This window comes from Pseudolysinimonas sp. 10J20-29 (genome assembly GCF_055809595.1).
The window spans coordinates 131892-155790 of record NZ_CM147917.1; the positions used below are offsets into that span (position 1 = coordinate 131892).

General features: G+C 68.1%; 25 protein-coding genes and 1 tRNA gene. 20 read left to right on the top strand and 6 right to left on the bottom strand.

Translation table 11 applies throughout. The features are described 5' to 3' along the window. Positions 1-10 precede the first annotated feature (10 nt). The 11 genes from AC0L6Y_RS00695 (at position 11) to AC0L6Y_RS00745 (ending at position 10356) form a co-directional block, all read left to right on the top strand. A complete protein-coding gene (locus tag AC0L6Y_RS00695; protein WP_473553663.1) occupies positions 11-1048 on the top strand; it encodes a polyprenyl synthetase family protein in 1038 nt (345 codons plus the stop codon). Between the two features lie 35 nt (positions 1049-1083). Continuing rightward, positions 1084-2460, top strand: a complete 1377-nt coding sequence (locus tag AC0L6Y_RS00700; protein WP_473553667.1) for an FAD-dependent oxidoreductase — start codon at positions 1084-1086, stop codon at positions 2458-2460. A gap of 9 nt (positions 2461-2469) precedes the next feature. Continuing rightward, entirely contained in the window at positions 2470-3123 is a 654-nt protein-coding gene (locus AC0L6Y_RS00705) for a prepilin peptidase (RefSeq protein WP_473553669.1), read from the top strand. A 155-nt stretch (positions 3124-3278) separates the two neighbouring features. Next, positions 3279-3458, top strand: coding sequence for a Flp family type IVb pilin (locus AC0L6Y_RS00710; protein WP_473553672.1), 180 nt, complete (start codon positions 3279-3281; stop codon positions 3456-3458). 192 nt (positions 3459-3650) lie between these two features. Continuing rightward, positions 3651-3914 (top strand): hypothetical protein, encoded by a 264-nt coding sequence (locus tag AC0L6Y_RS00715; protein WP_473558644.1) that lies wholly within the window; start codon positions 3651-3653, stop codon positions 3912-3914. After that, positions 3902-4897 carry a TadE/TadG family type IV pilus assembly protein gene (locus AC0L6Y_RS00720; RefSeq protein WP_473553676.1) on the top strand — a complete coding sequence of 332 codons (996 nt, stop codon included), beginning with the start codon at positions 3902-3904 and terminating at the stop codon, positions 4895-4897. Before AC0L6Y_RS00715 ends, AC0L6Y_RS00720 begins: the two co-directional genes overlap by 13 nt. Before the next feature lie 21 nt (positions 4898-4918). Beyond that, positions 4919-5650 carry an RcpC/CpaB family pilus assembly protein gene (locus tag AC0L6Y_RS00725; protein WP_473553679.1) on the top strand — a complete coding sequence of 244 codons (732 nt, stop codon included), beginning with the start codon at positions 4919-4921 and terminating at the stop codon, positions 5648-5650. Further along, positions 5647-6933 carry a CpaE/TadZ family protein gene (locus tag AC0L6Y_RS00730; protein ID WP_473553682.1) on the top strand — a complete coding sequence of 429 codons (1287 nt, stop codon included), beginning with the start codon at positions 5647-5649 and terminating at the stop codon, positions 6931-6933. The genes AC0L6Y_RS00725 and AC0L6Y_RS00730 overlap by 4 nt, the downstream gene beginning before the upstream one ends. Continuing rightward, the gene (locus tag AC0L6Y_RS00735) at positions 6930-8519 is read left to right on the top strand and encodes a CpaF family protein (RefSeq protein ID WP_473553683.1); all 1590 of its coding nucleotides are present in this window, start codon (positions 6930-6932) and stop codon (positions 8517-8519) included. Before AC0L6Y_RS00730 ends, AC0L6Y_RS00735 begins: the two co-directional genes overlap by 4 nt. Continuing rightward, the gene (locus AC0L6Y_RS00740; protein WP_473553685.1) at positions 8516-9469 is read left to right on the top strand and encodes a type II secretion system F family protein; all 954 of its coding nucleotides are present in this window, start codon (positions 8516-8518) and stop codon (positions 9467-9469) included. The genes AC0L6Y_RS00735 and AC0L6Y_RS00740 overlap by 4 nt, the downstream gene beginning before the upstream one ends. A gap of 8 nt (positions 9470-9477) precedes the next feature. Further along, the gene (locus AC0L6Y_RS00745) at positions 9478-10356 is read left to right on the top strand and encodes a type II secretion system F family protein (RefSeq protein WP_473553687.1); all 879 of its coding nucleotides are present in this window, start codon (positions 9478-9480) and stop codon (positions 10354-10356) included. A gap of 8 nt (positions 10357-10364) precedes the next feature. On the opposite strand, the gene cls is transcribed toward AC0L6Y_RS00745, so the two are convergent. Then, on the bottom strand, positions 10365-11846 hold the full coding sequence (cls, locus tag AC0L6Y_RS00750; RefSeq protein WP_473553690.1) for a cardiolipin synthase: 1482 nt from the start codon (positions 11844-11846) through the stop codon (positions 10365-10367). Between the two features lie 29 nt (positions 11847-11875). After that, positions 11876-12364, bottom strand: a complete 489-nt coding sequence (locus tag AC0L6Y_RS00755; protein ID WP_473553693.1) for a YajQ family cyclic di-GMP-binding protein — start codon at positions 12362-12364, stop codon at positions 11876-11878. A 22-nt stretch (positions 12365-12386) separates the two neighbouring features. Between AC0L6Y_RS00755 and AC0L6Y_RS00760 the strand changes: the two genes are divergently transcribed. Together AC0L6Y_RS00760 and AC0L6Y_RS00765 are read left to right on the top strand one after the other, a co-directional pair. Then, positions 12387-13127, top strand: a complete 741-nt coding sequence (locus AC0L6Y_RS00760; RefSeq protein WP_473553696.1) for a lytic transglycosylase domain-containing protein — start codon at positions 12387-12389, stop codon at positions 13125-13127. A gap of 85 nt (positions 13128-13212) precedes the next feature. Further along, positions 13213-13297 (top strand) — tRNA-Tyr (locus AC0L6Y_RS00765). An 80-nt stretch (positions 13298-13377) separates the two neighbouring features. On the opposite strand, the gene tatC is transcribed toward AC0L6Y_RS00765, so the two are convergent. The 4 genes from tatC to AC0L6Y_RS00785 are packed head-to-tail and all read right to left on the bottom strand — an operon-like array spanning position 13378 to position 15761. After that, on the bottom strand, positions 13378-14181 hold the full coding sequence (gene tatC, locus AC0L6Y_RS00770) for a twin-arginine translocase subunit TatC (protein ID WP_473553699.1): 804 nt from the start codon (positions 14179-14181) through the stop codon (positions 13378-13380). After that, positions 14178-14495: a twin-arginine translocase TatA/TatE family subunit gene (locus AC0L6Y_RS00775; protein WP_473553702.1), complete on the bottom strand. Its 318-nt coding sequence runs from the start codon at positions 14493-14495 to the stop codon at positions 14178-14180. Before AC0L6Y_RS00775 ends, tatC begins: the two co-directional genes overlap by 4 nt. Positions 14496-14502: 7 nt before the next feature. Continuing rightward, positions 14503-14706, bottom strand: coding sequence for a twin-arginine translocase TatA/TatE family subunit (gene tatA / locus AC0L6Y_RS00780; protein ID WP_473553704.1), 204 nt, complete (start codon positions 14704-14706; stop codon positions 14503-14505). 8 nt (positions 14707-14714) lie between these two features. After that, positions 14715-15761: a LacI family DNA-binding transcriptional regulator gene (locus AC0L6Y_RS00785; RefSeq protein ID WP_473553705.1), complete on the bottom strand. Its 1047-nt coding sequence runs from the start codon at positions 15759-15761 to the stop codon at positions 14715-14717. Positions 15762-15951: 190 nt separating this feature from the next. Between AC0L6Y_RS00785 and AC0L6Y_RS00790 the strand changes: the two genes are divergently transcribed. The 7 genes from AC0L6Y_RS00790 (at position 15952) to AC0L6Y_RS00820 (ending at position 23779) form a co-directional block, all read left to right on the top strand. Next, positions 15952-17271 (top strand): ABC transporter substrate-binding protein, encoded by a 1320-nt coding sequence (locus AC0L6Y_RS00790; RefSeq protein WP_473553706.1) that lies wholly within the window; start codon positions 15952-15954, stop codon positions 17269-17271. Positions 17272-17274: 3 nt separating this feature from the next. Then, the gene (locus AC0L6Y_RS00795) at positions 17275-18243 is read left to right on the top strand and encodes a carbohydrate ABC transporter permease (RefSeq protein WP_473553709.1); all 969 of its coding nucleotides are present in this window, start codon (positions 17275-17277) and stop codon (positions 18241-18243) included. A 17-nt stretch (positions 18244-18260) separates the two neighbouring features. Next, a complete protein-coding gene (locus AC0L6Y_RS00800; RefSeq protein WP_473553712.1) occupies positions 18261-19094 on the top strand; it encodes a carbohydrate ABC transporter permease in 834 nt (277 codons plus the stop codon). Positions 19095-19108: 14 nt separating this feature from the next. Beyond that, a complete protein-coding gene (locus tag AC0L6Y_RS00805) occupies positions 19109-20989 on the top strand; it encodes a hypothetical protein (protein ID WP_473553715.1) in 1881 nt (626 codons plus the stop codon). Next, on the top strand, positions 20896-21993 hold the full coding sequence (locus AC0L6Y_RS00810) for a hydroxyacid dehydrogenase (RefSeq protein ID WP_473553719.1): 1098 nt from the start codon (positions 20896-20898) through the stop codon (positions 21991-21993). Before AC0L6Y_RS00805 ends, AC0L6Y_RS00810 begins: the two co-directional genes overlap by 94 nt. A 29-nt stretch (positions 21994-22022) precedes the next feature. Beyond that, positions 22023-22775, top strand: coding sequence for a sugar phosphate isomerase/epimerase family protein (locus AC0L6Y_RS00815; RefSeq protein WP_473553722.1), 753 nt, complete (start codon positions 22023-22025; stop codon positions 22773-22775). A 179-nt stretch (positions 22776-22954) separates the two neighbouring features. Then, entirely contained in the window at positions 22955-23779 is an 825-nt protein-coding gene (locus AC0L6Y_RS00820; RefSeq protein ID WP_473553725.1) for an inositol monophosphatase family protein, read from the top strand. Positions 23780-23899: the final 120 nt, after the last annotated feature.

Here is a 23899-nt window from a genome sequence, read left to right on the forward strand (position 1 = left end):
CGGTGCCAACATGACTCCGAACCCCCCGCTGGCCCGGCGGAGCAACACCCTGAGCTCGTCGCTGGGACTGGGCGAGAAGCTGTTCGCCTCCAGTGAGGAGCGGCGCTTCGCGGCGGCCATCGAGGCGGGGCTCGACCGCGTCGAGGCGGGACTCGTCACCGACACCGCGTTCACCGATGACATCGCCGATGCGGCGGGCCGCTACCTCCTTCAGGCTGGCGGCAAGCGCATCCGTCCCACGCTCGCGCTGCTGACCGCGCAGCTCGGCGACGGGGTCAACGACGAGGTGATCGCGGCCGCCGAGGCGGTCGAGATCACGCACCTCGCCTCGCTGTACCACGACGATGTGATGGACGATGCGGACCTGCGGCGCGGGGTCCCCACCGCGCAGAACGTGTGGGGCAACTCGGTCGCGATCCTCACCGGCGATCTGCTGTTCGCGCGCGCCAGCCGCATCTTCGCGGGCCTCGGCGAGCGCGCCCTCCAACTGCAGGCCGAGACCTTCGAGCGGCTGTGCCTCGGCCAGCTGCACGAGACGATCGGCCCGAAGCCCGAGGACGACCCGATCGAGCACTACCTGCAGGTGCTCTCCGACAAGACCGGATCGCTCATCGCGCTCGCCGCCTACGTCGGGGTGGTCTTCTCGAGCGCCCCGAGCGAGTACCGCGAGCCGGTGCAGCGCTTCGGCGAGAGCATCGGCGTGGCCTTCCAGCTGATCGACGATGTCATCGACCTCTCGGCGTCCACCGCCGAGACCGGCAAGACGGCGGGCACCGACCTGCGGGCCGGCGTTCCGACGCTGCCGCTGCTCTACCTGCGCGAGCGGGCCAAGTCGGAGCCGGATGCGGCCGCGCTGCTCGCGCGCATCGAACAGGACGTCGACGCGGCGATTCCCGAGCTGCGCGAGCACCAGGTGACTCGCGATACGCTCACGGAGGCCCACCGTTGGGCCGCCATCGCGGTCGACGCGCTGGCCCCGCTGCCCGACGGCCCGGTGAAGAAGGCGCTCACGCGCTTCGCCGAGGCCATCGTCGAGCGCTCGCACTAGGACCTGCTCTCGCGAGCGCCCCGAAAGGAACACCCGTGAAGCTTCGCCTCGCCATCGTCGGTGCCGGACCGGCCGGAATCTACGCCGCCGACATTCTGCTCAAGCACGAGCGCAGCTTCGACGTCTCGATCGACCTGTTCGACCAGCTGCCCGCCCCCTACGGGCTGGTGCGCTACGGCGTCGCCCCCGACCACCCGCGCATCAAGGGCATCATCAACGCGCTGCGTGACGTGCTCGACCGCGGCGACATCCGCATCTTCGGCAACGTGCGCTTCGGCGAGGATCTGACCCTCGACGACCTGCAGCACCACTACCACGCGGTGATCTTCTCGACCGGCGCGGTGCGGGATGCGGAGCTGCGCATCCCCGGAATCGAGCTGCCCGGCAGCTACGGCGCCGCCGACTTCGTCAGCTGGTACGACGGCCACCCCGACTACCCGCGCGAGTGGCCGCTCGAGGCCGAGTCGATCGCGGTCGTCGGCAACGGCAACGTCGCACTCGACGTCGCGCGCATGCTCGTGAAGCACCCCGAGGATCTGCTGCCGACCGAGATCCCGGCGAACGTCTACGAGGGCCTGCAGAAGAGCCCCGTCACCGACGTGCACGTGTTCGGCCGTCGCGGCCCGATGCAGGTGAAGTTCACCCCGCTCGAGCTGCGCGAGCTCGGCGAACTGCGCGACGTCGACATGATCGTGCACGAGGAGGACTTCGACTACGACGAGGCCTCGAAGGCGGCGATCGAGAGCAACAAGCAGGTGCTCGTCATTGACCGCGTCTTCACGCAGTGGCGGGCGCGCGAGGTGGGCCAGGCGAGCCGTCGCCTGCACTTCCACTTCTACGCCAAGCCGCTCGAGGTCGTCGCCGGCGAGGACGGTCGTGTGGGCGCCTTCCGCTACGAGCGCACCGAGCCCGACGGTCACGGCGGAGTGCGCGGCACGGGCGAGATCCGCGAGGTGCCGGTGCAGGCCGCCTACCGCGCGATCGGCTACTTCGGCTCGCCGCTGGACGGCATCCCGTTCGACGCGAAGCGCGGGGTCATCCCGAACCACGAGGGCCGCGTGCTGCGCACCGACGACTCGAGCCCCGACCAGGCCAACGAGGTCATGCCCGGCGTCTACGCCACCGGCTGGATCAAGCGCGGCCCGGTCGGCCTGATCGGGCACACCAAGTCGGATGCGATGGAGACCATCTCGCACCTCGTCAAGGACCAGTCGAACTGGTGGTCGCCCGCAGAGCCCGGCGAGCAGGCCGTTCTCGACCTGCTCGAGTCGCGCGGCGTGGAGTACACCGATCTGGAGGGCTGGCACCGTCTCGACCAGCACGAGATCGCGCTCGGCGAGCCGGAGGGTCGCGCCCGGATCAAGGTCGTGCCGCGCGACGAGATGGTGCGCGTCTCGCGCGCCGACGCCTAGGCAGGCACCGTGTCCGCCGCCGAGGTCGCAGCCCTCGTGCTCGGGGCGGCGGCTCTGGGGGCGGTGTTCGGCGCGGCGCTCGGGGCGCCGCTGGCCACGCGGGTGGCACGCGACGAGCACGGGATGACGAGGTGGCGCCACCCGGCGACCGGAGGCGCGCTCGGCGCGGTCGCGTTCGCGGCGATGGCCTTCGCGACCGGGTTCGGCCCGATGCTCGCGCCCGCACTCGCCTTCGCGGCGGCCGCGACGGTGCTCACGATGACCGATGCGGCCGAGCGCCGGATCCCGAACCTCGTGCTCGGCCCGTCGCTCGCGCTCGTCGCTGTTCTTCTCGTCGCCGCGTCGCTGCTCGACGGGGTTCCGGAACGGCTCGTGGGGGCGCTTCTCGGCGCCGCCGCCTATTTCGCGCTGCTTTTTCTCATCGCGCTCGCGGCCCCCCGCGGTATGGGCATGGGCGACGTCAAACTCGCCCTCGTGACCGGCATGATGCTCGGAACCGGCGGGGCGACGACGTGGCTGATCGGGGTCGTCGCGGCCACTGTTCTCGGGGGAGTCGCCGCCGTCGTGGCGCTCGCGCTGCGTCGCGTCGAGCTCTCCGGATCGATTCCGTTCGGGCCCGCGATGCTCGCCGGCACGATGGTGGGTCTCGCGCTCGGCGCCTGACGGGCAGACCGGTCTGACTTCTTGTGAGCGCTTGAACGTGAGCGTACTTTTACGGCACCCAGGTCGCTGATCGGCTTTCACGTCTCCTGCTTCTGGGCTGAGATGGGTTTCCGGGTCAGCGACAACACACGCCTTATACCCGATAAGGACATCTCATGAACACCTTCCTTACCCGTATCAACTCCTCCGTTCGTTCGCTCGCCTCGCGCGAGGACGGCAACGCCGCCGAGTACGGACTCATCGTCGGACTCGTCTCGGTCGCCATCATCGGCGCGCTGATCGCGCTCGGCCTGGCGCTCTCGGGCACCTTCGGCGACATCACCGGCGCTCTGTGATCCGCTCGGTCCCGACGGCTTGATGGGGCCGATCTGGCAGCGTTGCCCGATCGGCCCCCTCACTCCACGACCATGCGCCGTGATTCCGAACGGGGCGCAGCAGCCGTTGAATTCGCGCTGATTCTCCCCGTTCTCCTCGTGCTTGTTCTGGGGATGTTCGAGTTCTCTCGGGCGTTCCATACCCAGATCGCCGTGACCAGCGCCGCCCGCGAGGGCGCGCGCGTGATGGCGATCCACGACGATCCGGCGAAGGCGACGAATGCCGCCATCGCCGCAGCGCCGTCGCTCAACCCGGCGATCGGTGCTGGCCAGGTCTCCATCTCGCCGGCCTCGTGCGCGGCGAGCTCCGACGGGACGGTCAACTTCTCGATCGCGTACAACCTGGAGCTCATGACGGGATTCTTCGGAGTCTCGCTTCCCATCCACGGAGTTGGGGTGATGCTATGCGGAGGCTGATCGCGCGGTGGAAGCGCGACGACACCGGTGCGAGCGCGGTTCTGCTCGGGCTGCTCATGGTGCCGCTGATCGGCGGACTGGCCATCTCGGTCGACGTGGGCATGCTCCTCTCGGAGCGCGCCCAGCTGCAGAACGGCGCCGACGCGGCCGCGCTCGCGGTGGGCGCGGATTGCGCCGACGAGAACGGCTGCAGCCAGTCGGTCGCGATCGCCAACCAGTTCGCCGACCTCAACACCGTCGACGGCACGGCGTTCGCGTTCGACCCGACCTTTCCGACCGCCACCAGCGTGACCGTGGTGGCGCGGACCGAGCAGGCCGACGGCGGCATCGGCGTCCGGCATCCGTTCGCCCAGCTCATCGGCTTCACCGAGACGACCGTGACCGCCGAGGCGACCGTCGAGTGGGGATCTCCCCGCGCGGGATACGTGCTTCCGCTCGCGCTGGCCTACTGCGAGTTCGCCGGGGTCACCAAGGAAGTCCGCACCCTGATCCAGTACGACAACAACAAGCCGTGCAAGGGCCCGACCGGCCAGCCCATCGCGGGCGGTTTCGGCTGGCTCGACCAGCTGCCGAACCGCTGCGAGGCCTACATCGATCTCGACGACCCGCTCGTCGGCAGCGATCCCGGCAATGATCCGCCCAAGAACTGCGACGACCTGTTCTCCACGATGGAGGGCACGACCGTGCTCATCCCGGTGTACGACTGCTCGATCCCGGCCGGCAAGCCGGGCGGATGCTCGAACGGCCTCAACGGGCAGAAGGGCGAGTACCGGATCTGGGCGTTCGCGGCGTTCCATGTCACCGGCTGGAAGTTCTCCGGCAACGGCAACGGCATCATGCACAACCCGGACCCGCTGGCGCCCGCCTGCACCGGCAACTGCCGCGGCATTCAGGGCTACTTCCAGGAGTGGGTCGAGGTCGGCGGCGACTGGGAGCTGGGCGGTCCCGGTCTCGGGGTCTCCATTGTCCGATTGATCAACTGACTCGAGGGGCGTAGCTGACTCATGAGAATCCGCATCATCGGCGGGATCATCGCCGTGCTTCTGGCCGCCGTCGGCGCGTTCGCCGTCATTCTGTACGTGCAGGATGCCGACCGCCGCGCGGCGGCGGGAGCCGAATTCGTCGACGTGTACGTGGTGGACGAGCTGGTGCCGAGCGGCACCGCCGGCAGCGAGCTCGCCGACTACGTGAGCCTGACGAGCCTGCCCGCGCTCGCCGTCAGCAGCGACCGAGTGCTCGTGCTCGATGACGTCTCCGAACTCGTCGCGACGGCCGACCTGCTTCCCGGCGATCAGCTGGTGCTGACCCGATTCGCGAGCCCCGAGGTGCTGGCCGCTCGCGGCGATGTGACGGTTCCCGACGGGATGCAGGAGGTCACGATCGCGTTCCCGCTCGAGCGCGTCGTCGGTGGCAGCGTCGTCGCCGGCTCGACGGTGGGTGTCGTCGTCACCTCGACCGATCAGGACGGGTCCACGACGCAGTTCGTGTTCCACAAGGTTCTCGTGACACGGACGCAGCCCGGCGACAGCATCTCCTCCGGAACGGAGGAGACCGACACCGGACCGGTCTCGACCATCATGGTCACCCTCGCGGTGACGACCCCGCAGGTGGAGAAGCTCGTCTGGGCGGCCGAATTGTGGGCCGACAACCGCGCCGGGATCTGGTTGACCCTGGAGCCGGAGTCGGCGAGCGAGACCGGATCCGCCGCTGTGACCGAGGGCAGCATCTTCCCGTGAGCCGCTACTTCCTCGTCACGCGGAGTGCGGACTTCGGCGAGCGACTTCATCAGTTGCTCGGGCCGAGGCTGACCAGCGTGGCCGGGGAGGAGCTCGTGCGGGGCGTCGGCGGCATCGCCGAGAAGGCGTCTCCGCGTCACAGCGTCGCGCTGCTCGGGCCAGCGGTGTCGTTCCAGGAGACGCGTGAACTCACCGGCGCTCTCACCGAGCGGTATCCGGGCATCGGCGTCGTCATCGTGCACGAGGGCACCGCCGAGCTCGAGGACTGGGTCGATGATCTCGGGGTTCACGCGGTGCTCGATCCGCGCTCCGATGACCAGACCATCAGGCAGCTGCTCGATCGACTGGATGAGTGGTGGGGCGTCGTGCGCGGCGAGGCCTTCCTGGACAGCGCTCCCGGCGCCGCAGCCCCGAAGGCGCTCGCGCCCGAGGGCGGGATCGAGGCGGCGCCGGAGACGAGCGCCGACTCGGAGGCCGCGGAGTCCGAACCCGCGCTGCCGGAGCCGCCCGCCGAGTCCGCGCGGCGCGCGGTGGTCGCCGTCGTCGCGCCGAAGGGCGGGCAGGGCAAGACGACGATCTCGATCAACCTGGCGACCGCGCTCGCCGAGGTCGCGCCGAACTCGGTGGTGCTCGTGGACGCCGACCTGCAGTTCGGCGACATCGCGAACAGCCTCGAGCTGCCCGCCAACCGCACCGTCACCGACATCGTCGAGCGCCTCGGCGACGAGATGGCGATCAAGACGGCGATCGTCCGGCATCCGGACGGCTTCTTCGTCATCCCCGCCCCCGTCAGCCCCGAACTCGCCGACGCGGTCACCCCGACGCAGCTGATGCGGATGATTCGGGAGCTGGCCGAGATCTTCCGCTACGTCGTGATCGACACCACCCCGGGGCTCGGCGAGAACTCGCTCGCGGTCGTCGAATCGGCCACCGACCTGGTGCTCGTCACGAGCCTGAGCGTGCCGAGTCTGCGGGCGCTGCACAGCGAGCTCGGCGTCCTGACATTGATCGAGCTGCTTCCGGCGAACCGCTACGTCGTGCTCAACCAGGTCGACCGCGTGAGCGGCCTGACCGTCGCCGACGCCGAGACGATCCTCGGGCTCCCGGTGGATGTCGCCGTGCCGCGCTCGTCCGCCGTCGTGCTCGCGAGCAACCGCGGGCGCCCCCTGCTGCGCGACAACGCCCGCGACGACGCCGCCCACGCCCTTCGTGACCTTGCCGCTCGTATCGATCCCGCCGTCGCGGTCACGCGACGCCGTCTGCACAGGAGGTTTCGCTCGTGAACCTGAACGAACGGCTGGAGGCCGCTCGGGCCCGGCACCGACTCTCCGACGACGCGGAGCTGCTCGCCCGACGCGTCGCGCCTCCGTCCCCGGCCTCGCCGCCGTCCGAACCCGCGGTCGCGGACACCCCGCTGGCCGACGCCGAGGTCCCGGAGGTCGCGGTGTCGGCGACCCCCGCCTCCGGCGTGACCGTGCCCGACGCGGCCGCCGCTCCGGAGGAAGCAGTGGAGGGTGCCCCCGCCGTCGCCGAGGCGCCGCCGGCCGGTCGGCCCGCGGCGTCGGCCGGACGGGCGCACGATCCGCTCGCCGAGCTCAAGGAGCACGCCGCGCAGGAGCTCTTCGTGCGCATCGGCGCGCGCTTGAACGACCCCTCTTTGACGGAGGACGGCCTGCATGAGCTCGCCCGGGCGGAGCTCAGCCGCATCGTCGCGGCCGAACCGGTGGCGCTCTCGGTGGCGGAGCGCAACCGCCTGCTCGACGAGATCGGCGCCGACGTGCTCGGCTACGGCCCGTTGGAGGGGCTGCTCGACGACGAGACCATCACCGAGATCATGGTCAACCGCTACGACCAGATCTACGTCGAACGCGACGGCCGCATCGTCGAGATCCCCGCGCGATTCTCCAGCGAGGCGCAGCTGCGGCGCGTCATCGAGCGCGTCGTCTCGCGCGTCGGGCGCCGCATCGATGAGTCCTCGCCGCTCGTCGACGCACGGCTCGAGGACGGCTCCCGCGTCAACGCGATCATCCCGCCGCTGGCCGTCAACGGAGCCTCGCTCACGGTGCGCAAGTTCTCGCGCGTGCCGCTGACAGCCGCCGATCTGATCGGCTTCGGCACGATGTCGGAGGGCATGCGCGATGTGCTCGACGCGGCCGTGCGGGGACGGCTCAACATCCTCGTCTCGGGCGGAACCGGCACCGGAAAGACGACGCTGCTCAACGTGCTCTCGGCGTTCATCCCCTCCGACGAGCGGATCATCACGATCGAGGACGCCGTGGAGCTTCAGCTGCAGCAGGAGCACGTGGTGCGACTGGAATCCCGACCGCCGAACATCGAAGGCCGCGGCGAGGTGACGATTCGCGACCTCGTTCGCAACTCGCTCCGGATGCGCCCCGATCGCATCGTCATCGGCGAGGTGCGCGGGGGCGAGAGCCTCGACATGCTGCAGGCGATGAACACCGGTCACGAGGGCTCGATCTCGACGATCCACGCGAACTCGCCGCGCGACGCCATCTCGCGCATGGAGACGCTCGTGCTCATGGCCGGGATGGACCTGCCGCTGCGCGCCGTGCGCGAGCAGATCGCCTCCTCGCTCGACCTCATCGTGCAGATCGCGCGCATGAAGGACGGGCACCGTCGCATCACCCACGTTACGGAGGTGCAGGGGATGGAGGGCGACGTGATCACGCTGCAGGACGCGTTCCTGTTCGACTACGACGCCGGCATCGACGACGACGGCAGGTTCCTCGGCCAGGCGGTCGCGACCGGCATCCGCCCGCGCTTCGTCGAGCACCTTCACGACTTGGGCATCCACATGGACCCGGTCCTGTTCGGCGACCTTGCGACGGCACCGCGGAGGTCACGATGACTCCCGGCGTGCTGTTCGGCGGCATCGTGCTGGTCGCGTTCGCGCTGCTCGCCGTCGTGTTCTTCGTGATCGCCCCGCCGACGCCGCGCGTGCCGATCGAGCGGCGCATCGAGCCGGGCACCCGCCACGTCCCGGCGCTGACGCGGGCGACCGACCTCACGGTGGCGGCGATCGAGGCGACGTTCCGCGGACGCCGCGGGGTGTTCTCGGCCGACGAGCTCGAGCTCGCAGGGGTCAAGACCAGCCCGTCGGCGTTCCTGCTGCGGGTGTTCATTGCGGCGGCGCTGCTGGCGCTGCTCGGCGTGCTGCTCGGCTTCGACTCGCTCTGGTCCATTCCGCTCGCGCTCGGCTTCGCGCTCCTCGCGCCGATCGGCGCGAAGGTGCTCCTGAGCGTGCTGACGGCCCGGCGCTGTGCGCGCTTCGCCGACCAGCTCGATGACACGCTCCAGCTCCTCGCCGGGAACCTCCGGGCGGGCTACGGGCTGGTGCAGAGCCTGGACGCGGTCGCCCGCGACGCCGAAGAGCCCACCGCCTCCGAGTTCGCCCGCGTCGTCAACGAGACGCGGATCGGCCGGGAGCTCGGCAACGCCCTCGAGGATTCGGCGCGTCGCATGCGCAGCGACGACTTCACCTGGGTCGCGCAGGCGATCGCGATCAACCGGGAGACCGGCGGCAACCTTGCCGAGGTGCTGCACCAGGTGGCGGCGACGATCCGGGAGCGCAGCCAGATCCGTCGGCAGGTGGTGTCGCTCAGCGCGGAGGGCCGGCTCTCGGGTCTGGTGCTGGTGGCGCTGCCGTTCTTCGTGTTCGCGGCGGTGCTGGTGATCCAGCCGGCATACTTCACGATCTTCTTCACCTCGATCGTGGGGGTGCTGGCCCTGGTTGCCGCACTCATCCTGCTCGGCGTCGGCGCGTTCTGGATGTCGGCCGTCACCCGGGTGAAGTTCTAGGAGTCGTCATGCCGATCGAAATCATCCTGGGCTCGGTCGCCCTCGCCGCAGGGGTCGTCGGGATCCTGTTCCTCGTGTTCCTGGCGGTGCCGGTGGGCGCGCCGACCGTGCACGAGCTGCCGCCCGAGCGTCCGCTCGGTCGACCGCAGGCTGCGGCGCCCGGTGACCGCGCCGCGCGGCTCGCGCGTCGGGTTCCGAGCGGCTACATCGGCTGGATCGAGCGTCAGATCGTGTACGCGGGTCGGCAGTCCGACTGGACGGCGGGCGGATTCCTGGTGATCAAGCTGATCGTCACGGCCGCCGCCGCGGTGCTCGCCGGACTGTGGATCGTCGTCGATCCGCAGCCGCTGCGGGTGGTGCCGGCCGTCATCATGTTCCTGCTGGTGCTTGTCGCCCCCGAGGTGATCCTGGGCAGCCGCGCCGACGACCGCCAGACGGCGATCCGGCTCGCGTTGCCGGACACCCTCGACCAGATGACGATCGCGGTGGAGGCGGGGCTCGGCTTCGACGCCGCGATGGCGAAGGCGGCGCACAACGGCAAGGGGCCGCTCGCCGAGGAGCTGATCCGCGTCATCCAGGACATGAGCATCGGGCAGTCCCGGCGCGATGCCTACCGGGCCCTGGAGCGGCGCACCTCGAGCGAGGACCTGCGCCGCTTCATCCGTGCGGTCGTGCAGGCCGACGCCTACGGCATCGCGATCGCGGACGTTCTGCGGGTGCAGGCGGGCGAGATGCGCGTGAAGCGGCGTCAGCGCGCCGAAGAGCAGGCGATGAAGGTGCCGGTGAAGATCGTCTTCCCGCTGGTGCTGTGCATCCTGCCGGTGCTGTTCATCGTGATCCTGACGCCTGCCGTGATCGGCATCTTCTCGGCGTTCAGCGGGCTGTAGGCGCTCGGCTACTGCAGCGCCGCGGTCAGGCGCACGACGTTGTCGACCGCCTGCTTCACGAATGGCCGCGAGAGCCACTCGTCGAGGGTGAGCTCGCGCGAGTGGGCGCGATATTCGTCCTCGATGTCGCGCAGCCGCTGCAGGAAGTCGCCGCCGCGCACCATGATCGACAGCTCCAGGTCGAGGGTGAACGAGCGCATGTCCATGTTGCTTGAGCCGATGATCGAGATCTCGTCGTCGATGGTGATGTGCTTCGCGTGCAGGATCGTCGGCGCGCGGTACATGAAGATGCGCACCCCCGCCCGCAGCAGCGCCTCGTAGTAGCTGCGCTGCGCGTGGAACACCAGGAACTGGTCGCCGATCTCGGAGACGAACAGCTCGACGTGGATGCCGCTCTGCGCCGCCGTGGTGATCGCGTACAGCATCGAGTCGTCGGGCACGAAGTAGGGGCTGGTCAGGATGATCTTCTCGCTCGCGGCGTAGACCAGCGAGTTGAACAGCCTGAGGTTGTTCTCGCCCTCGAAGCCGGGACCGCTCGGCACCACCTGGCAGTCGAGGTCGCCGTCGCCGGTGAGGCGTGCCGGGTCCACGTCGCGGCTGAGCAGCTCATCGGTCTCCGAGTACCAGTCGGTGACGAAGATCGCGTCGATCCCCGCGACGACAGGCCCCTCGAACCGGGCCATGAAGTCCTTCCAGACCAGGCCGCGGCGCGCATTCCGCTTTCGCTGGTAGCCCGGGTCGATGACGTTCGCCGAGCCGGTGAACCCGACGGTGCCGTCGACGACGACGAGCTTGCGGTGGTTGCGCAGGTCAGGGCGCTGGATGCGTCCGCGCAGCGGCTGGAACGGCAGCAGCAGGTGCCAGTCGGCGCCCATCTCGTCGAGGCGCCGCTTGGTGCGCCGGTACCCGGGGTACTGCCAGTTGCCCAGATGGTCGAGCAGCACCCGCACCGTGACGCCGCGGCGGATGGCCGCCTCCAGCGCGTCGAAGAAGGGAGCCGTCGTCTCGTCGAGGGAGAGGATGTAGAACTCGACGTGCACGCTGCGCACCGCGGAGTCGATGGCCGCGGTCATCGCGGCGAGGGCCTCGGCGTTGTCGGAGTACAGCTCGGCGCTGCTGCCGCCGACGAGGGGCATCGCCCCGAGGCTCCGGTTCAGCTCGACGACCGGCTGCAGCCACGGCGGGTCGCTCTCGTGCGGGGCGACCCGGTCGATGCCCTCGGTGGTGGCGTGCAGGTAGCCGTTGATCTCGCTCTGCTTGCGGCGCCGCTCGCGCGGCAGCTTCGCCGACCCGAGCATGAGGAACAGCAGGATGCCGATGTACGGCAGGAAGAAGATCGCCAGCAGCCAGGCGGCCGCGGTCTGCGGGCGCCGGTTGCGCGGCACGAAGATGAGCGCGAGCACGCGCACCGTGACATCGACCGCGAGGGCGAGGCCCAGAATGATCAGCGTGATGAGCGCGAATTCGGGACTTTCCGCCTCAGGCTCCATCGGTCAGCTCATCGCGTTGTGGCGCGCGCTCAGCGCATGTTGACGAACTGCAGCGCGACGTCGAGATCCTTGCCCTTGAGCAGGGCGATGACGGCCTGCAGGTCGTCGCGGCTCTTGGACTGCACGCGCAGCTCGTCGCCCTGGATCTGGCTCTTGACCGACTTCGGTCCCTCGTCGCGGATGATCTTGGAGATCTTCTTCGCGTCCTCGCTCGAGATCCCTTCCTTCATCTTCGCTTCGATGCGGTACTCCTTGCCGCTGGCGAAGGGCTCGCCCGCGTCGAGGGAGCGCAGGGAGATGCCGCGCTTGATGAGCTTCTGCTCGAAGACGTCGAGCACGGCCTTGACGCGCTCCTCCGAGTTCGCCTTCATCAGGATCTTCTCGCCGCTGAACTCGAGCGAGGCGCCGACGTTCTTGAAGTCGTAGCGCTGCGCGATCTCCTTCTGCGCCTGACTGAGGGCGTTCTGCGTCTCCATCGTGTCGACCTTGCTGACGATGTCGAATGAGGAATCTGCCATGTCCCCATGCTAGAACGAGCGGGTGCGTGAATCCGGGAGGCTGCTGGTCATCGGGCTGATCGGGGCGGTGCTCCTGAGCGGCTGCACGAGCGTCGAGGGCGTTCTCGAGGAGCCGACGCGCGAACCCGCACCGAGCTGGGTTCCGCCGGTGGAGGCGCCGCGCGCCGCGAGCGAACGCGGGCCCGGCATCGCGGGCCGGGTCGACGCCGACTGGCTCGCCGAGGTGAGCGAGGCGACCGGCATCCCCGAGCGGCAGCTCGCCGCCTACGCCGGGGTGACGCTCTGGAAGAACTCGACGATGCCCGAGTGCGTCTTCTCGTGGACGACGATCGCCGCGATCGCGGCGGTGGAGAGCGACCACGGCCGGCACGCGGGCTCGAGCGTCGACGCCGAGGGGCAGGTGTCTCCGCCGATCATCGGGATCGCGCTCGAAGGCGGCGACACTGACCTCATCCCCGACAGCGACGGGGGAGAGCTCGACGGCGACACCGAGTTCGATCGGGCCGTCGGGCCGTTTCAGCTGATCCCGCAGACCTGGCGCAACTGGCACGTGGATGCCAACGGCGACGGCGTGGAGGATCCGCAGAACATCGACGACGCGGCGATGGCGGCGGTGAACTACCTGTGCCGGGCGAGCGCCCCGCAGGACACCGAGGCCGGCTGGCGGGCCGCGATCACCGCCTACAACTCGGCCCCGAGCTACATCGACTCCGTCGCGCGGATCGCCGCCGGCTACGCCGCCGCGGCCTCCGCCGAGGGCTGAACGCGGCGCGGTCGAAGAAGGCTCCCGGACCTTGTATCCTTGACAGGCGCGTTCGGTCGGTGAATACATCGGAAGGGCGCAGCCCGGCGAGTTACCCAAGCGGCCAAAGGGATCTGACTGTAAATCAGACTGCTCTGCATTCGGGGGTTCGAATCCCTCACTCGCCACCACCACGCGGGACCGGGAATCCGGTCCCGCGTTTTTCGTTCTGGTGGCTTGGGTGAGAGCCCACCGAGCGCTGCTCTCCGATTCAGGCGCGCCGGACGCTCGCCGTTGCGGCCCCGTCGCTGAGGTGCGCATTGCGTTCTGCGCGGCGGTCGTGCAACGACGCGAGCGCAGCTGCGACGACGTAGAGGAGCACCATCGGCACGGCAAGGATGAACATCGACATGATGTCGGCAGCGGGTGTGACAAGCGCCGCGAAGATCGTGATGCTCGCGACCGCGATGCGCCACCCCCGCCAAATCGTTCGCGCCGGCAGCACGCCGAGCAGGTTCAGCATCACCACGAAGACCGGCAGGACGAACCCCACTCCGGTGGCGAGCACCAGTTTGAGCACGAAGTCGAAGTAGACGCGCGCCTCGAGCAGCGTTGCATCTTCAACCGGAGCGAACGACGCGAGCAGCTGGACCATGTGCGGAAAGATGTACCACCCGGTTGCCGCGCCCGCGAGGAACAATGGGATCGCCGTGCCCAAAAAGCCGAACGTGAATTTCTTCTCGCGACGGCTCAGCCCCGGCGCCAGGAACGCAAGCACTTGGTAGAGCCAGATCGGGCTTGCAATGACGACGCCGATCGAGATGGCGATCAGCAGCCGTAAATCGAACGCGCCGGTCACCGTCGAGTACACCACCTGCGCATTGCGCTCGTCTGCGATGGCCTGCACGGGAGCTCGAAGCGTGTCGTTGACGAGCGGCGCCACGATGAAGCCGCCGACACTGGCGACACCGATCGCCAGCGCGGCGGTCGAGAGCCGACGCCGCAATTCGCGCAGGTGACGTGCGATCGGCATCGCCCCGCGGGCCTCGCCGGTGGTTGCCGTCGGCGCGGTCATGGTGCGCGCCGCGCGGGGGTGGGGTCTTCGGACGGCGTCGTCGCTGTCGAGTGGTCGGGGTCCGACGCCGCGCGGAGTGCATCTTGCAGGATTCGCTTGGGGTCGTAGCGGCGGGGATCCAGCTGTTTCCAATCGACTTGGTCGAATTCCGGGCCGAGCTCGTCCCGCAGTCGGGTCTCCGTCGTCTTCGCGGCGGAGAGCGCGCTTCGCACGAGCGACGCAAGCTGCGACGCGAGGGCGGGCAGCCGCTCAGGACCGAGAACGAGGGCAACGAACACCGCGAGAATCAGAATCTTCTCGGGCGAGATTCCCATGTCGGACTCAGCTCACGCGAGCGTCTTCGCCGGAGCGCTCGCCCGACGGTGCGGGCTCCGCGTCGTCCGACGAGGGACGAACCTCGGTCTTGAAGATCTTCATCGACTGACCGATGCTTCGGGCGAGCGCCGGAAGACGCGGGGCGCCGAAGAGGAGAAGGATGATGGCGAGCACGATCAACAAGTGCCAGCCGCTGATGTTTCCGAGCATGATGCTTCCTAACTTTCTTTCGTGGGGTGCGCCCGCGCGACGGAGTCGCGCAGGATGACGTGCGTTCCGAGCACGACGTGGGCTTCTGCATCGCTCGACTCCAGTGCGGCGACGACTGCTCGTCTGCCGAGCTCTTCGTACGGCACGCGAACCGTCGTGAGCTTCGGGCGCAGGTCCTGTGCCAGATCGATGTCGTCGTAGCCGATCACGGACAGGTCGTCAGGCACGGCGAGCCCGGCGCGTGCGGCCGCGGCGAATACCCCGGCGGCGATCACGTCGGTGCCCGCGAACACCGCGGTGAAGTCCTGCCCGCGTTCGAGCCGCGCCATGGTGCGCTCGTAGCCGTAGTCACGGCTGAAATGCCCATGCTCGATCAACGACGGGTCGTTGTCGCCGCCGAAGTCGTCGAGGGCGCGCCGGTAGCCGGCGACGCGCGCCGCCGTTGTGGTGTGCGTCTCGTTGCCGGCGAGCAGAAGAATGCGCCGGTGCCCGAGAGCAAGGAGGTGGCTGGTCGCCGCGTAGGCGCCGCCCTCATTGTCGTATTCGACCGTGATCGCGGGGGTGCCCGAGGGGAGGCTGGGGCGTCCGCAGAGCACAAGTTGCGAACCACTGGCTCGCATCGAGCGCGCAAGTGCTGCCATACGGACCCGGTACTCGTCGTCGTCGTTCACGCCACCGATGACGATGACGGCTTCGGCCTGCTGTTCCCGCATGAGCTGCAGCATCTCGAGTTCGCGTCGCGGGTCACCGCCGGTTGTGCAGATGATCGACAGTCGCCCGAGGCGGGCGGATTCCTGTTCGACGCCGTGTGCCGCGTCGGCGAAGGCGGCGCCGCGAAGGTTGTCGAGGATGAAGGCGACCGTCTTCTTGCCGCTCCCCGACAGCGCTCGCGCATGCGTGTTCACGACGTAGTTGAGGTCCTCGACCGCGCGCAGTACCCGACGGCGAGTCTCCTCCGCAACCGGGTAGTTGTTCGCGAGCGTGCGTGACACGGTCGCCACCGAAACTCCGGCGGCCGCCGCAACGTCGCGAATCGTGCTGCTCTGCACTGACATGGACATGAATGTAACCGCTTCCTAGCCGAAAGTCACTCTTTGAGTTCGTGAATCCTTGAGATCCTCGGATACTCCGGCGAGCTATTGACACCATCGTAGATAACGTTTACTGTCCGAATGCGACCCCGGACGCGTTCGAAATGCTCCAGGGCATCGACGAAATGAATCAATCAATGGAGAGGCGATTCAGATGAGTTCATCCACCCGGCTTCCGGACGTCGTCATCAGTCGACGAGCGATGCTCGCGGGCATCGGCATGATTGCCGCCGTCCCGCTGCTCGCGAGCTGTTCCCCCGGCGGCACGTCCGCAGGGCAGAAGACGTTGCGTGCGGGGTGGTGGGGTGACGACACCCGCCACGAGGCCACGAGGACGGCGTTCGGCCTCTTCGAGAAGGCGAACCCCGATGTCACGGTGGCCTCCGAGTTCGGCGGCTACGAGGGCTACTTCGAGAAGCTGTCGACCCAGCTTGCTGGTCGCAACGCGCCGGATCTCGTCCAGATGAGTGTCGATGGCTATGCAGCCTTCGCCGACAAGGAGGCGCTGCTCGACCTCAATGAGCTGGCGAGCGACGGCGTGCTCGACTTCAGCGACTTCGACGCCGAAGTGCTCAAGCAGGGCGAGCGCGACGGCAAGCAGGTCACGCTCCCGATGGGTCTGACGGCCCCGATCGTGCTCGTCGACGCCACACGACTCCAGGAGCTCGGGATCGACTACGACAGCACCACCGGATTCGATGGGCTCGCGCGCACCGCGCAGGACATCTCCGACGCGAGCGGCGCGGGCTACTGGGGAACCGCCGACGGTGGCGGCTACCACGGCTACCTCGAGACCTGGGTTCGGCAGGACGGCGGACTGCTGTTCACCGAAGATGGGCGCCTAGGGTTCACGAAAGCACAGCTGGCCGATCACTTCGGATACTGGGAGAAGCTCCGGGCTTCGGGCGCTGCGGTGCCAGCCGGTGAGCAGGCGGTGTTCCAGGAGAATCTCGACGGCCTGCCGATCGTGCGCGGACTTGCCGCACTGGACTCCAGCTTCGTCACGATCTTCGCGGGGCTTCAGGCGCTGGTCACTAACGAGCTTTCGTTGACCTCGATGCCGTACGACGACCCGTCGAACTCCGGACAGGCGCCGACGTTCGGCGTCTCGTGGAGCATCACGTCGTCGACGTCGGACCGCGAATCGGCCGGAAAGCTGCTCGACTTCCTCATCAACGATCCGGAAGCCGTCGCCGCGCTCAACTTCACCCGCGGCGTGACGCCGTCCTCGAAGTACAACGAGATCGCCAGCAGTCAGTTCTCGGAAGAGGAGCTCGTCTCCAAGGGTGTGCGCTACATCGAATCGCTGCGCGAGTTCGCGGCATCCACCCCCGCTCCGCTGCCTCCGCGCGCCGGTGAGATCCGGTCCGGCCTGCTCCGTCGCATCAACGAGGAGATCTCGTTCTCGCGCGTGTCGATCGCGGACGGCGTGGACGCCTTCTTCGCCGAGGCAGAGACGATCCTGGGGTACTAATTCATGAAATCCGGGACCCAACTCCCGCCAAGTGGGGTGGCCGCTGTCGCAGCGGCCACCCCGGCTTTGAAGCTCGCGCCGAGACGGACTGCGGCCTCCCGCCGGGGCCGGATCGGGCTGCTGTTCCTCCTGCCGTGGTTTGTCGGCATCACGGTGCTTGTGATCGCGCCGCTCATCGCGTCCGGATACTTCTCGCTGACCGACTACGACCTTCTGACGGCACCGAACTTCATCGGCTTCGACAACTACGCCCGCATGATGGACGACGGCCGTTTCTGGCAGTCGCTGTCGGTGACCACGACGTACGTGCTCGTCTCGGTGCCGTTCACCCTGGTGGCGTCGCTTCTGATCGCGATGCTGCTCAACCGCGGCATCCGCGGTTTGAGCTTCTACCGCCTGGCGTTCTACCTTCCCTCGCTGCTCGGGGCGAGCGTTGCGATCGCCGTGGTCTGGCGCCAGATGTTCTCGGGCGACGGCCTGGTCAACAACGTGCTGGCGATCTTCGGAATCGAGGGTGCGGCGTGGGTGTCGGACCCCGACTTCTCGCTGAGCACCGTGATCCTTTTGGCGGCGTGGCAGTTCGGCAGCCCCATGGTGATCTTCCTCGCCGGTCTCAAGCAGATCCCGCAAAGCCTGTATGACGCGGCGGCCCTGGATGGGGCTCGCCGGCTGCAGATCTTCCGCAGCGTGACGCTGCCGCTGCTGTCGCCGGTGATCTTCTTCAATCTCGTGCTGGGCTTCATCAATGCATTCCAGGCATTCACGCCAGCGTTCGTCATCAGCGGCGGAACCGGTGGCCCTGCCGACTCGACACTGTTCATCACGTTGTACCTCTTCCAGCAAGGGTTCGGCTCGCTCGACATGGGCTATGCCGCCGCGATCGCGTGGGTGCTCGTGGTGATCGTCGGAGCGGTGACGTTCGTCAACTTCGCGCTGCAGCGCTTCTGGGTGTTCTACGAGGACCGACCGTGATGAGAAGAGGAACTCGCGTGAACACCACTCCGCGCAAGTACGCGATGCACGCCCTGCTTGCCGCGATGACGATCGTGACGCTGTACCCGGTGTTCTGGATGGTCGGCGGCAGTCTGAAGGAATCGGAGGAGATCTTCTCGAACCCGAGCCCGTTCACCGCATCGCCGACGCTGCAGAACTACGTCGACGGCTGGGCGGGTGCCGGCGTCCCCTTCAGCGTGTTCCTGATCAACTCGGGCATCGTGGCGGGCCTGGCGGTCGTCGGCAACGTCGTCGCATGCGCGTTGACCGCGTACGGATTCGCAAGGTTCGAGTTCCGTGGCAAGAACATCCTGTTCGCGCTCGTGCTGCTCACCGTGATGCTGCCGCGGCACGTGCGACTCATCTCCGAATACATCGGGTTCGCGAACCTCGGCCTCGTCGACACGTTCATCCCGTTGACTGTGCCTCACTTCCTCGCCATCGACGGGTTCTTCGTGTTCCTGCTCGTGCAGTTCATTCGAGGACTCCCGCGCGAATTGGAGGAGGCGGCGCGTGTCGACGGATGCTCGGAGTGGGGAGTCTTCTGGCGAGTCATCGTTCCGCTCCTGACACCCGCGCTCGTGACGACAGCGATTCTGACCTTCGTACAGGTGTACCAGGACTTCTTCTCGCAGCTGATCTACCTGAACACACCGAGCAACTACACCGTCCCCCTGGGGCTTCGGCAGTTCATCGACTCCACATCGTCGTCGGCATGGGGGCCCGTGCTCGCCATGTCGACGGTCGCCTTGATCCCGGTCGTCGTCTTGTTCCTCGTCTTCCAGCGGCGGATCATCGACGGCATCGCGACCACAGGGCTCAAGGGCTGAGAAAGGAAACACACGTGGCACGCAATTCTGTCTCCGTCGCTGACGGCGCAATCACGATCCGAGTGGAGGGACTCGTGGGCCCCCACCGCGTCCTCATTCAGGTCACCAGCGAGCGCAACGCTCGCGTGACGCGAGACTCGGACGTGTCTCCGCTCAACCCGAACCGTGACGGCGATCTGCGCGCGGCACGCTTCGGCCGGCTCTGGGGGCCGGAGGCTCCCGCCGAACAAGCACGGGAGATCTACTACCCTGTCGTCGACATCGACCTTCGTGGCGCGGAACTCCGGCCCACGGCCGTCATCCGGACCCCCGGCGCCCGGCTCTACACGGTCAATTCCTGGAGGACCGACGGGTTCCTGGACGCGGACGGCGCCGGTGCGGCACGGGTACCCGCGGAGCAATTGGAGCATTGGGAGAACTGGGTGCTCGCGGTCGGCGATCGTGATGTCGTCTGGGCGGATCAGGAGTTCTTCCTCGAGTTCGAGCCCGAGGTCGTCGACGGCTCCGTCGTGCTGTCGCTGCCGTACCTCGGCAAGTCGTGGGCCGGCAAGGTCCGCACGATCGTGCGCGAGGAGCACGAGGGGCGCACGGTACTCGATTCCGTGCACGCGCTCGGCGCTGCCGCGGACCGCGATCCGCATCCGCACGCGCTCGCCATCGAGATCGGGGAGGTCGAGTCGACAGTATCGACTGAGACCGCCGCCCTGGAGAGCGACCTCGAGCTGCTTCTCGACTTCATCGAAGCGGCGGAAAACACTTCGCCGGACTCCGATTTCTCGGGCGGGCTTTTCCTGTTCTACGACGCAGACGGTCGAACCTGGCGCACCCCCAACTGGACCTGGACCTGGGCCCCGGCGATCAAGGTTCTGCTCGAAGCGCCAGCGGCGGCGCCGAGCCTGGCGGGCTCTGCGGAGCGGTATCGCGCCCTCGCCCATCGGCTCGGCGAACTCACGCTCGGGATCTTCGTCGACGAGCCGGGTCACCCCGCACACGACACCGGCATCGCGCGCTGGGACCCGCTTCCGTCCGTGCGTCGCGGCTCCGAGAAGTTCGCATCGCTCGCCGATTCGCTGTTCCTCGGCGGATGGGGCTGGTCGTCGCTGTTCGACGAGACGGGTGACCCGCGGTACCGCGATGCGCTCGAGCGTCTTGCCGGGGCGGCACGTCGCCAGATCGACGAGTACGGGGTCGTGCAGCAGGACTGGCTCTTCGGTCGAGAGCGCTGGCTGGAGCGAATCCTCGACGAAGCGGGCTTCGGCACCGAAGGCCTCGCCGAGCTCTACCGGATCACCGGCGACCCGGCGATCCAGCAGCTCATCCGCGAGTACATGGACACGCTCACCGAACGGCTCGGGCGCCCCGACGGCCTGTGGAACCGCTTCTACTACGTCGAGGCGTCGGGGGTCACCCTGTCGGAGAACATGACGCGAGGACTCGGCTGGGCGATGGAAGGTCTTCTGGCGAGCTACCGGGCCACCCGCGAGAGCCGGTACCTGGAGCAGGCGACGGCGATGGGGGAGCGGATGCTCGAGGCGCAGCGCGCCGACGGTGCATGGGCGTTCCAGTTCGATCGCCCGGTCTCCGAGGTCGGATTCAGCGACAAGGGCACGCCTTTGTGGTCGGTTCTGCTTTACCGGCTGCACGCCGAGACCCAGGACGAGCGGCACCTTGCGGCTGCTCAGGCCGCGATGGACTGGTCGCGCCGGATGCTCCGCCGTGACAGCGACGATGAGGCGCGCGGCGGGATCATCGGCGTCGGCCCGCAGTCGGGGATCGCCTACCGCCCGTTCTTCCGTCAAGCGTGCACCTACTCCTCGGCGTTCGCCGCCCAGGCGATCATCTACGAGTTGTCGCGACGCAACGGCGAACCGATTCGACCGGTGGCGCGCACATGAGGCGGCCTCGTGCCGCAATGGCGATGGATCCCAACCTCACGGACCGGGTCTTCGACGACGCCGCGAGAAAACGCCTGGCAGGCACCGTTGACCTGGTGTCGGGCGTCGCGTTCACCGAGTTCGAGTCCGTTCGTTCGCGGGAGATGCTTGCGGAGGTCGAGGTGCTCATCACCGGTTGGGGGTGCCCGAGGATCGGCGCTGAGGTTCTGGCGAGCGCGCCGCGCCTCAACGCGATCATTCACGCCGCCGGAAGCGTGAAAGGTCACGTGGGCCCGGAATGCTGGAAACGGGGAATCCGTGTCTCGACCGCCGCGGTGGCGAACGCGAAACCCGTTGCTGAGTACACCGTCGCGATGATCGTGCTGTCGGGTAAACGTGCAATGGAGCTGGCGGCCGAGTATCGCTCGCGTCGAGGAGCGTTCGATTGGGACACCGAGTACACCGACCTCGGCAACAACGGTCGGGTCGTCGGGGTTGTCGGGGCCTCGCGGATCGGACGACAGGTCACGTTGATGCTTCGCCACTTCGACTATCAGCTGCTCGTCGCCGACCCGTACCTCAGCGCAAGCGACGCTCGCGCACTCGGTGCCGTTCACGTCTCTCTCGACGAACTGCTGTCGGCGGCGGATGTGGTGAGTATTCATGCGCCCCTGACCGACGAGACGACTGATCTGATCGACGCGCGAGGACTTGCCCGGATGCGAGATGGAGCCGTATTGGTGAACACCGCGCGAGGCGCGATCGTCAACCAGGCTGCGCTCGAGGCCGAACTCGTCTCCGGGCGACTGAGCGCGGTGATCGACACCACTGACCCGTGGATCCTGCCCGAGAGCTCGCCGCTCTACTCGCTCCCGAATGTCGTGCTGACTCCTCACATCGCGGGAGCGCTGGGCAACGAACTCTCGCGCTTGGGTGAACTGGCGGTATCGGAGACCGCGGCATACTGCCGCGGGCTGCGCTTCGAGCACGAGGTCCGTTTCGAAGACCTCGCCCGCACCGCATGATGCGCGGTTGGGGGTTTTCCACGCTCGGAATGCCCGGGCGCGCCCTGAGCGACGTCGCTGCCGTCGCCCGCCACGTCGGGGCGACGGCCGTCGAACTGCGCTGCGCCCTCGATGAGCCGATCCATGTGCACCTCGGCAGTGCGGCGGTCCGAGCCGCCCGAACGGAGCTGGCCGGCCTCGCGATCGTGACGCTGGCGACATACGCGCGCCTCGCCGATGCGGACGTCGTCACGACGATCACGCGTCACGCCGAGCTTGCCGTTGAGTTGGGCTGTTCTCAGCTGCGCGTGTTCGCCGGGGACGCGGTTGCCCCAGACGAGTTACTTGCGGAGCGCCTCGCGGCGGCCGCTGCGGAGGTCGACGGGAGCGGCGTTGCGTTGCTGCTTGAGACCCACGATCGCCACCTGACGGGCGAAAGCATCGCATCGGTCTTAGAACGCGCGTTTCCCGACGGTCATTCGAGTCACGGCGCCATCTGGGATGTGCTTCATACCGCTCGCGCCGGTGAAGACGTCGACGCATCTCTCGCGCACCTCGAGCCGTGGCTTCGGGAAGTTCAGCTGAAGGATGTGGTTTCGTTCGCGTCCTTGACTCCGGCAGTACCGGGGCGCGGTGTCGTTCCGGTCGCTCGCGCCGTCGACGCGGCTGCACAGTCGGGTTTCTCCGGCGCCTGGATTCTGGAGTACGAGAAGAAATGGCACCCCGAGGTGGACGAGTTCGTCGACGCCGCGCGCGCTACGTCGTCGATCGTCGAGCACGCCCGTCCTGTCGACCGCCCGTGATCTCGGTGATTGCATGGTTCTCGCGTCATAGCGGCGTCCCGGCGCCGTCTCCCTACTCATGGACGCATTAACGCTGGGAGCCTTTGTCTGTCTGTTGGTCGCGGGAGTCGGGGTGATCGCCTCGTCGATTGCCGCCATCGCGTTTCGGGATCGTTAACCCGGAAAAGTAGAGTGGGCCGGTGACTGCCGAACTGCTCGACCTTGCCCGTTCGATCGCGCTCGAAGCAGGTGAGCTGGCGGCGAGGCGCCGTCGCGAAGGCGTCGAGGTCGCCGACACCAAGTCGACCCCGGTCGATGTCGTCACGGCCGCCGACCGCGAGGTCGAGGCGTTCATCCGCGCTCGGATCGCCGATGCCCGCCCGCGCGACGGCTTCTTCGGCGAGGAGAGCGACGCGGGCGCGACCGAGAGCGGTCTGACCTGGATCGTCGACCCGATCGACGGCACCGTCAACTACCTCTACGGCATCCCGCACTACGCGGTGAGCATCGCGGTCGTCGAAGGCGAGCCCGACCCGCAGACCTGGACGGCGCTCGCCGGATGCGTCGTCAACCCGGCGACGGGGGAGACCTTCACCGCGCGCGCGGGCGAGGGCGCGCAGCTCGGAGGCGAGCCGATTCGCGTCGCCGATCCGGTGCCGCTCGGCCTGGCCCTCGTGGGCACCGGGTTCGCGTACTCCGCCGAGACGCGGGCACGGCAGGGCGCGCTCGTCGCCGAGCTGCTGCCGACGGTGCGCGACATCCGACGCCAGGGCACCGCCTCGCTCGACCTCTGCTTCGTCGCCGCGGGCCGACTCAACGCGTACTTCGAGCGGACGCTGAGCCCGTGGGATCACGCCGCGGGCGCGCTCATCGCCCAGGAGGCGGGGGCGCTCGTCACCGGGTGGGACGGCGCCCGAGCGGGGCACGATTTCATCCTCGCCGCGCATCCCGAACTGGCGGAGGCTCTCGTGGCGCAGCTGAGCAAGCTGGGAATCGCCGACCAACTGGAGCGAACCGCCAACTAGGCTTGGCCTTGACGTTGCCGATTCGTTACCATCGGTGAGGTCCGACCCCTACTTCGCCCCTCACCTTGGCGAGCACCGTAAGGAGCTTCGCGCTTGTTTTCGATCCGCGCACTGAGCGAG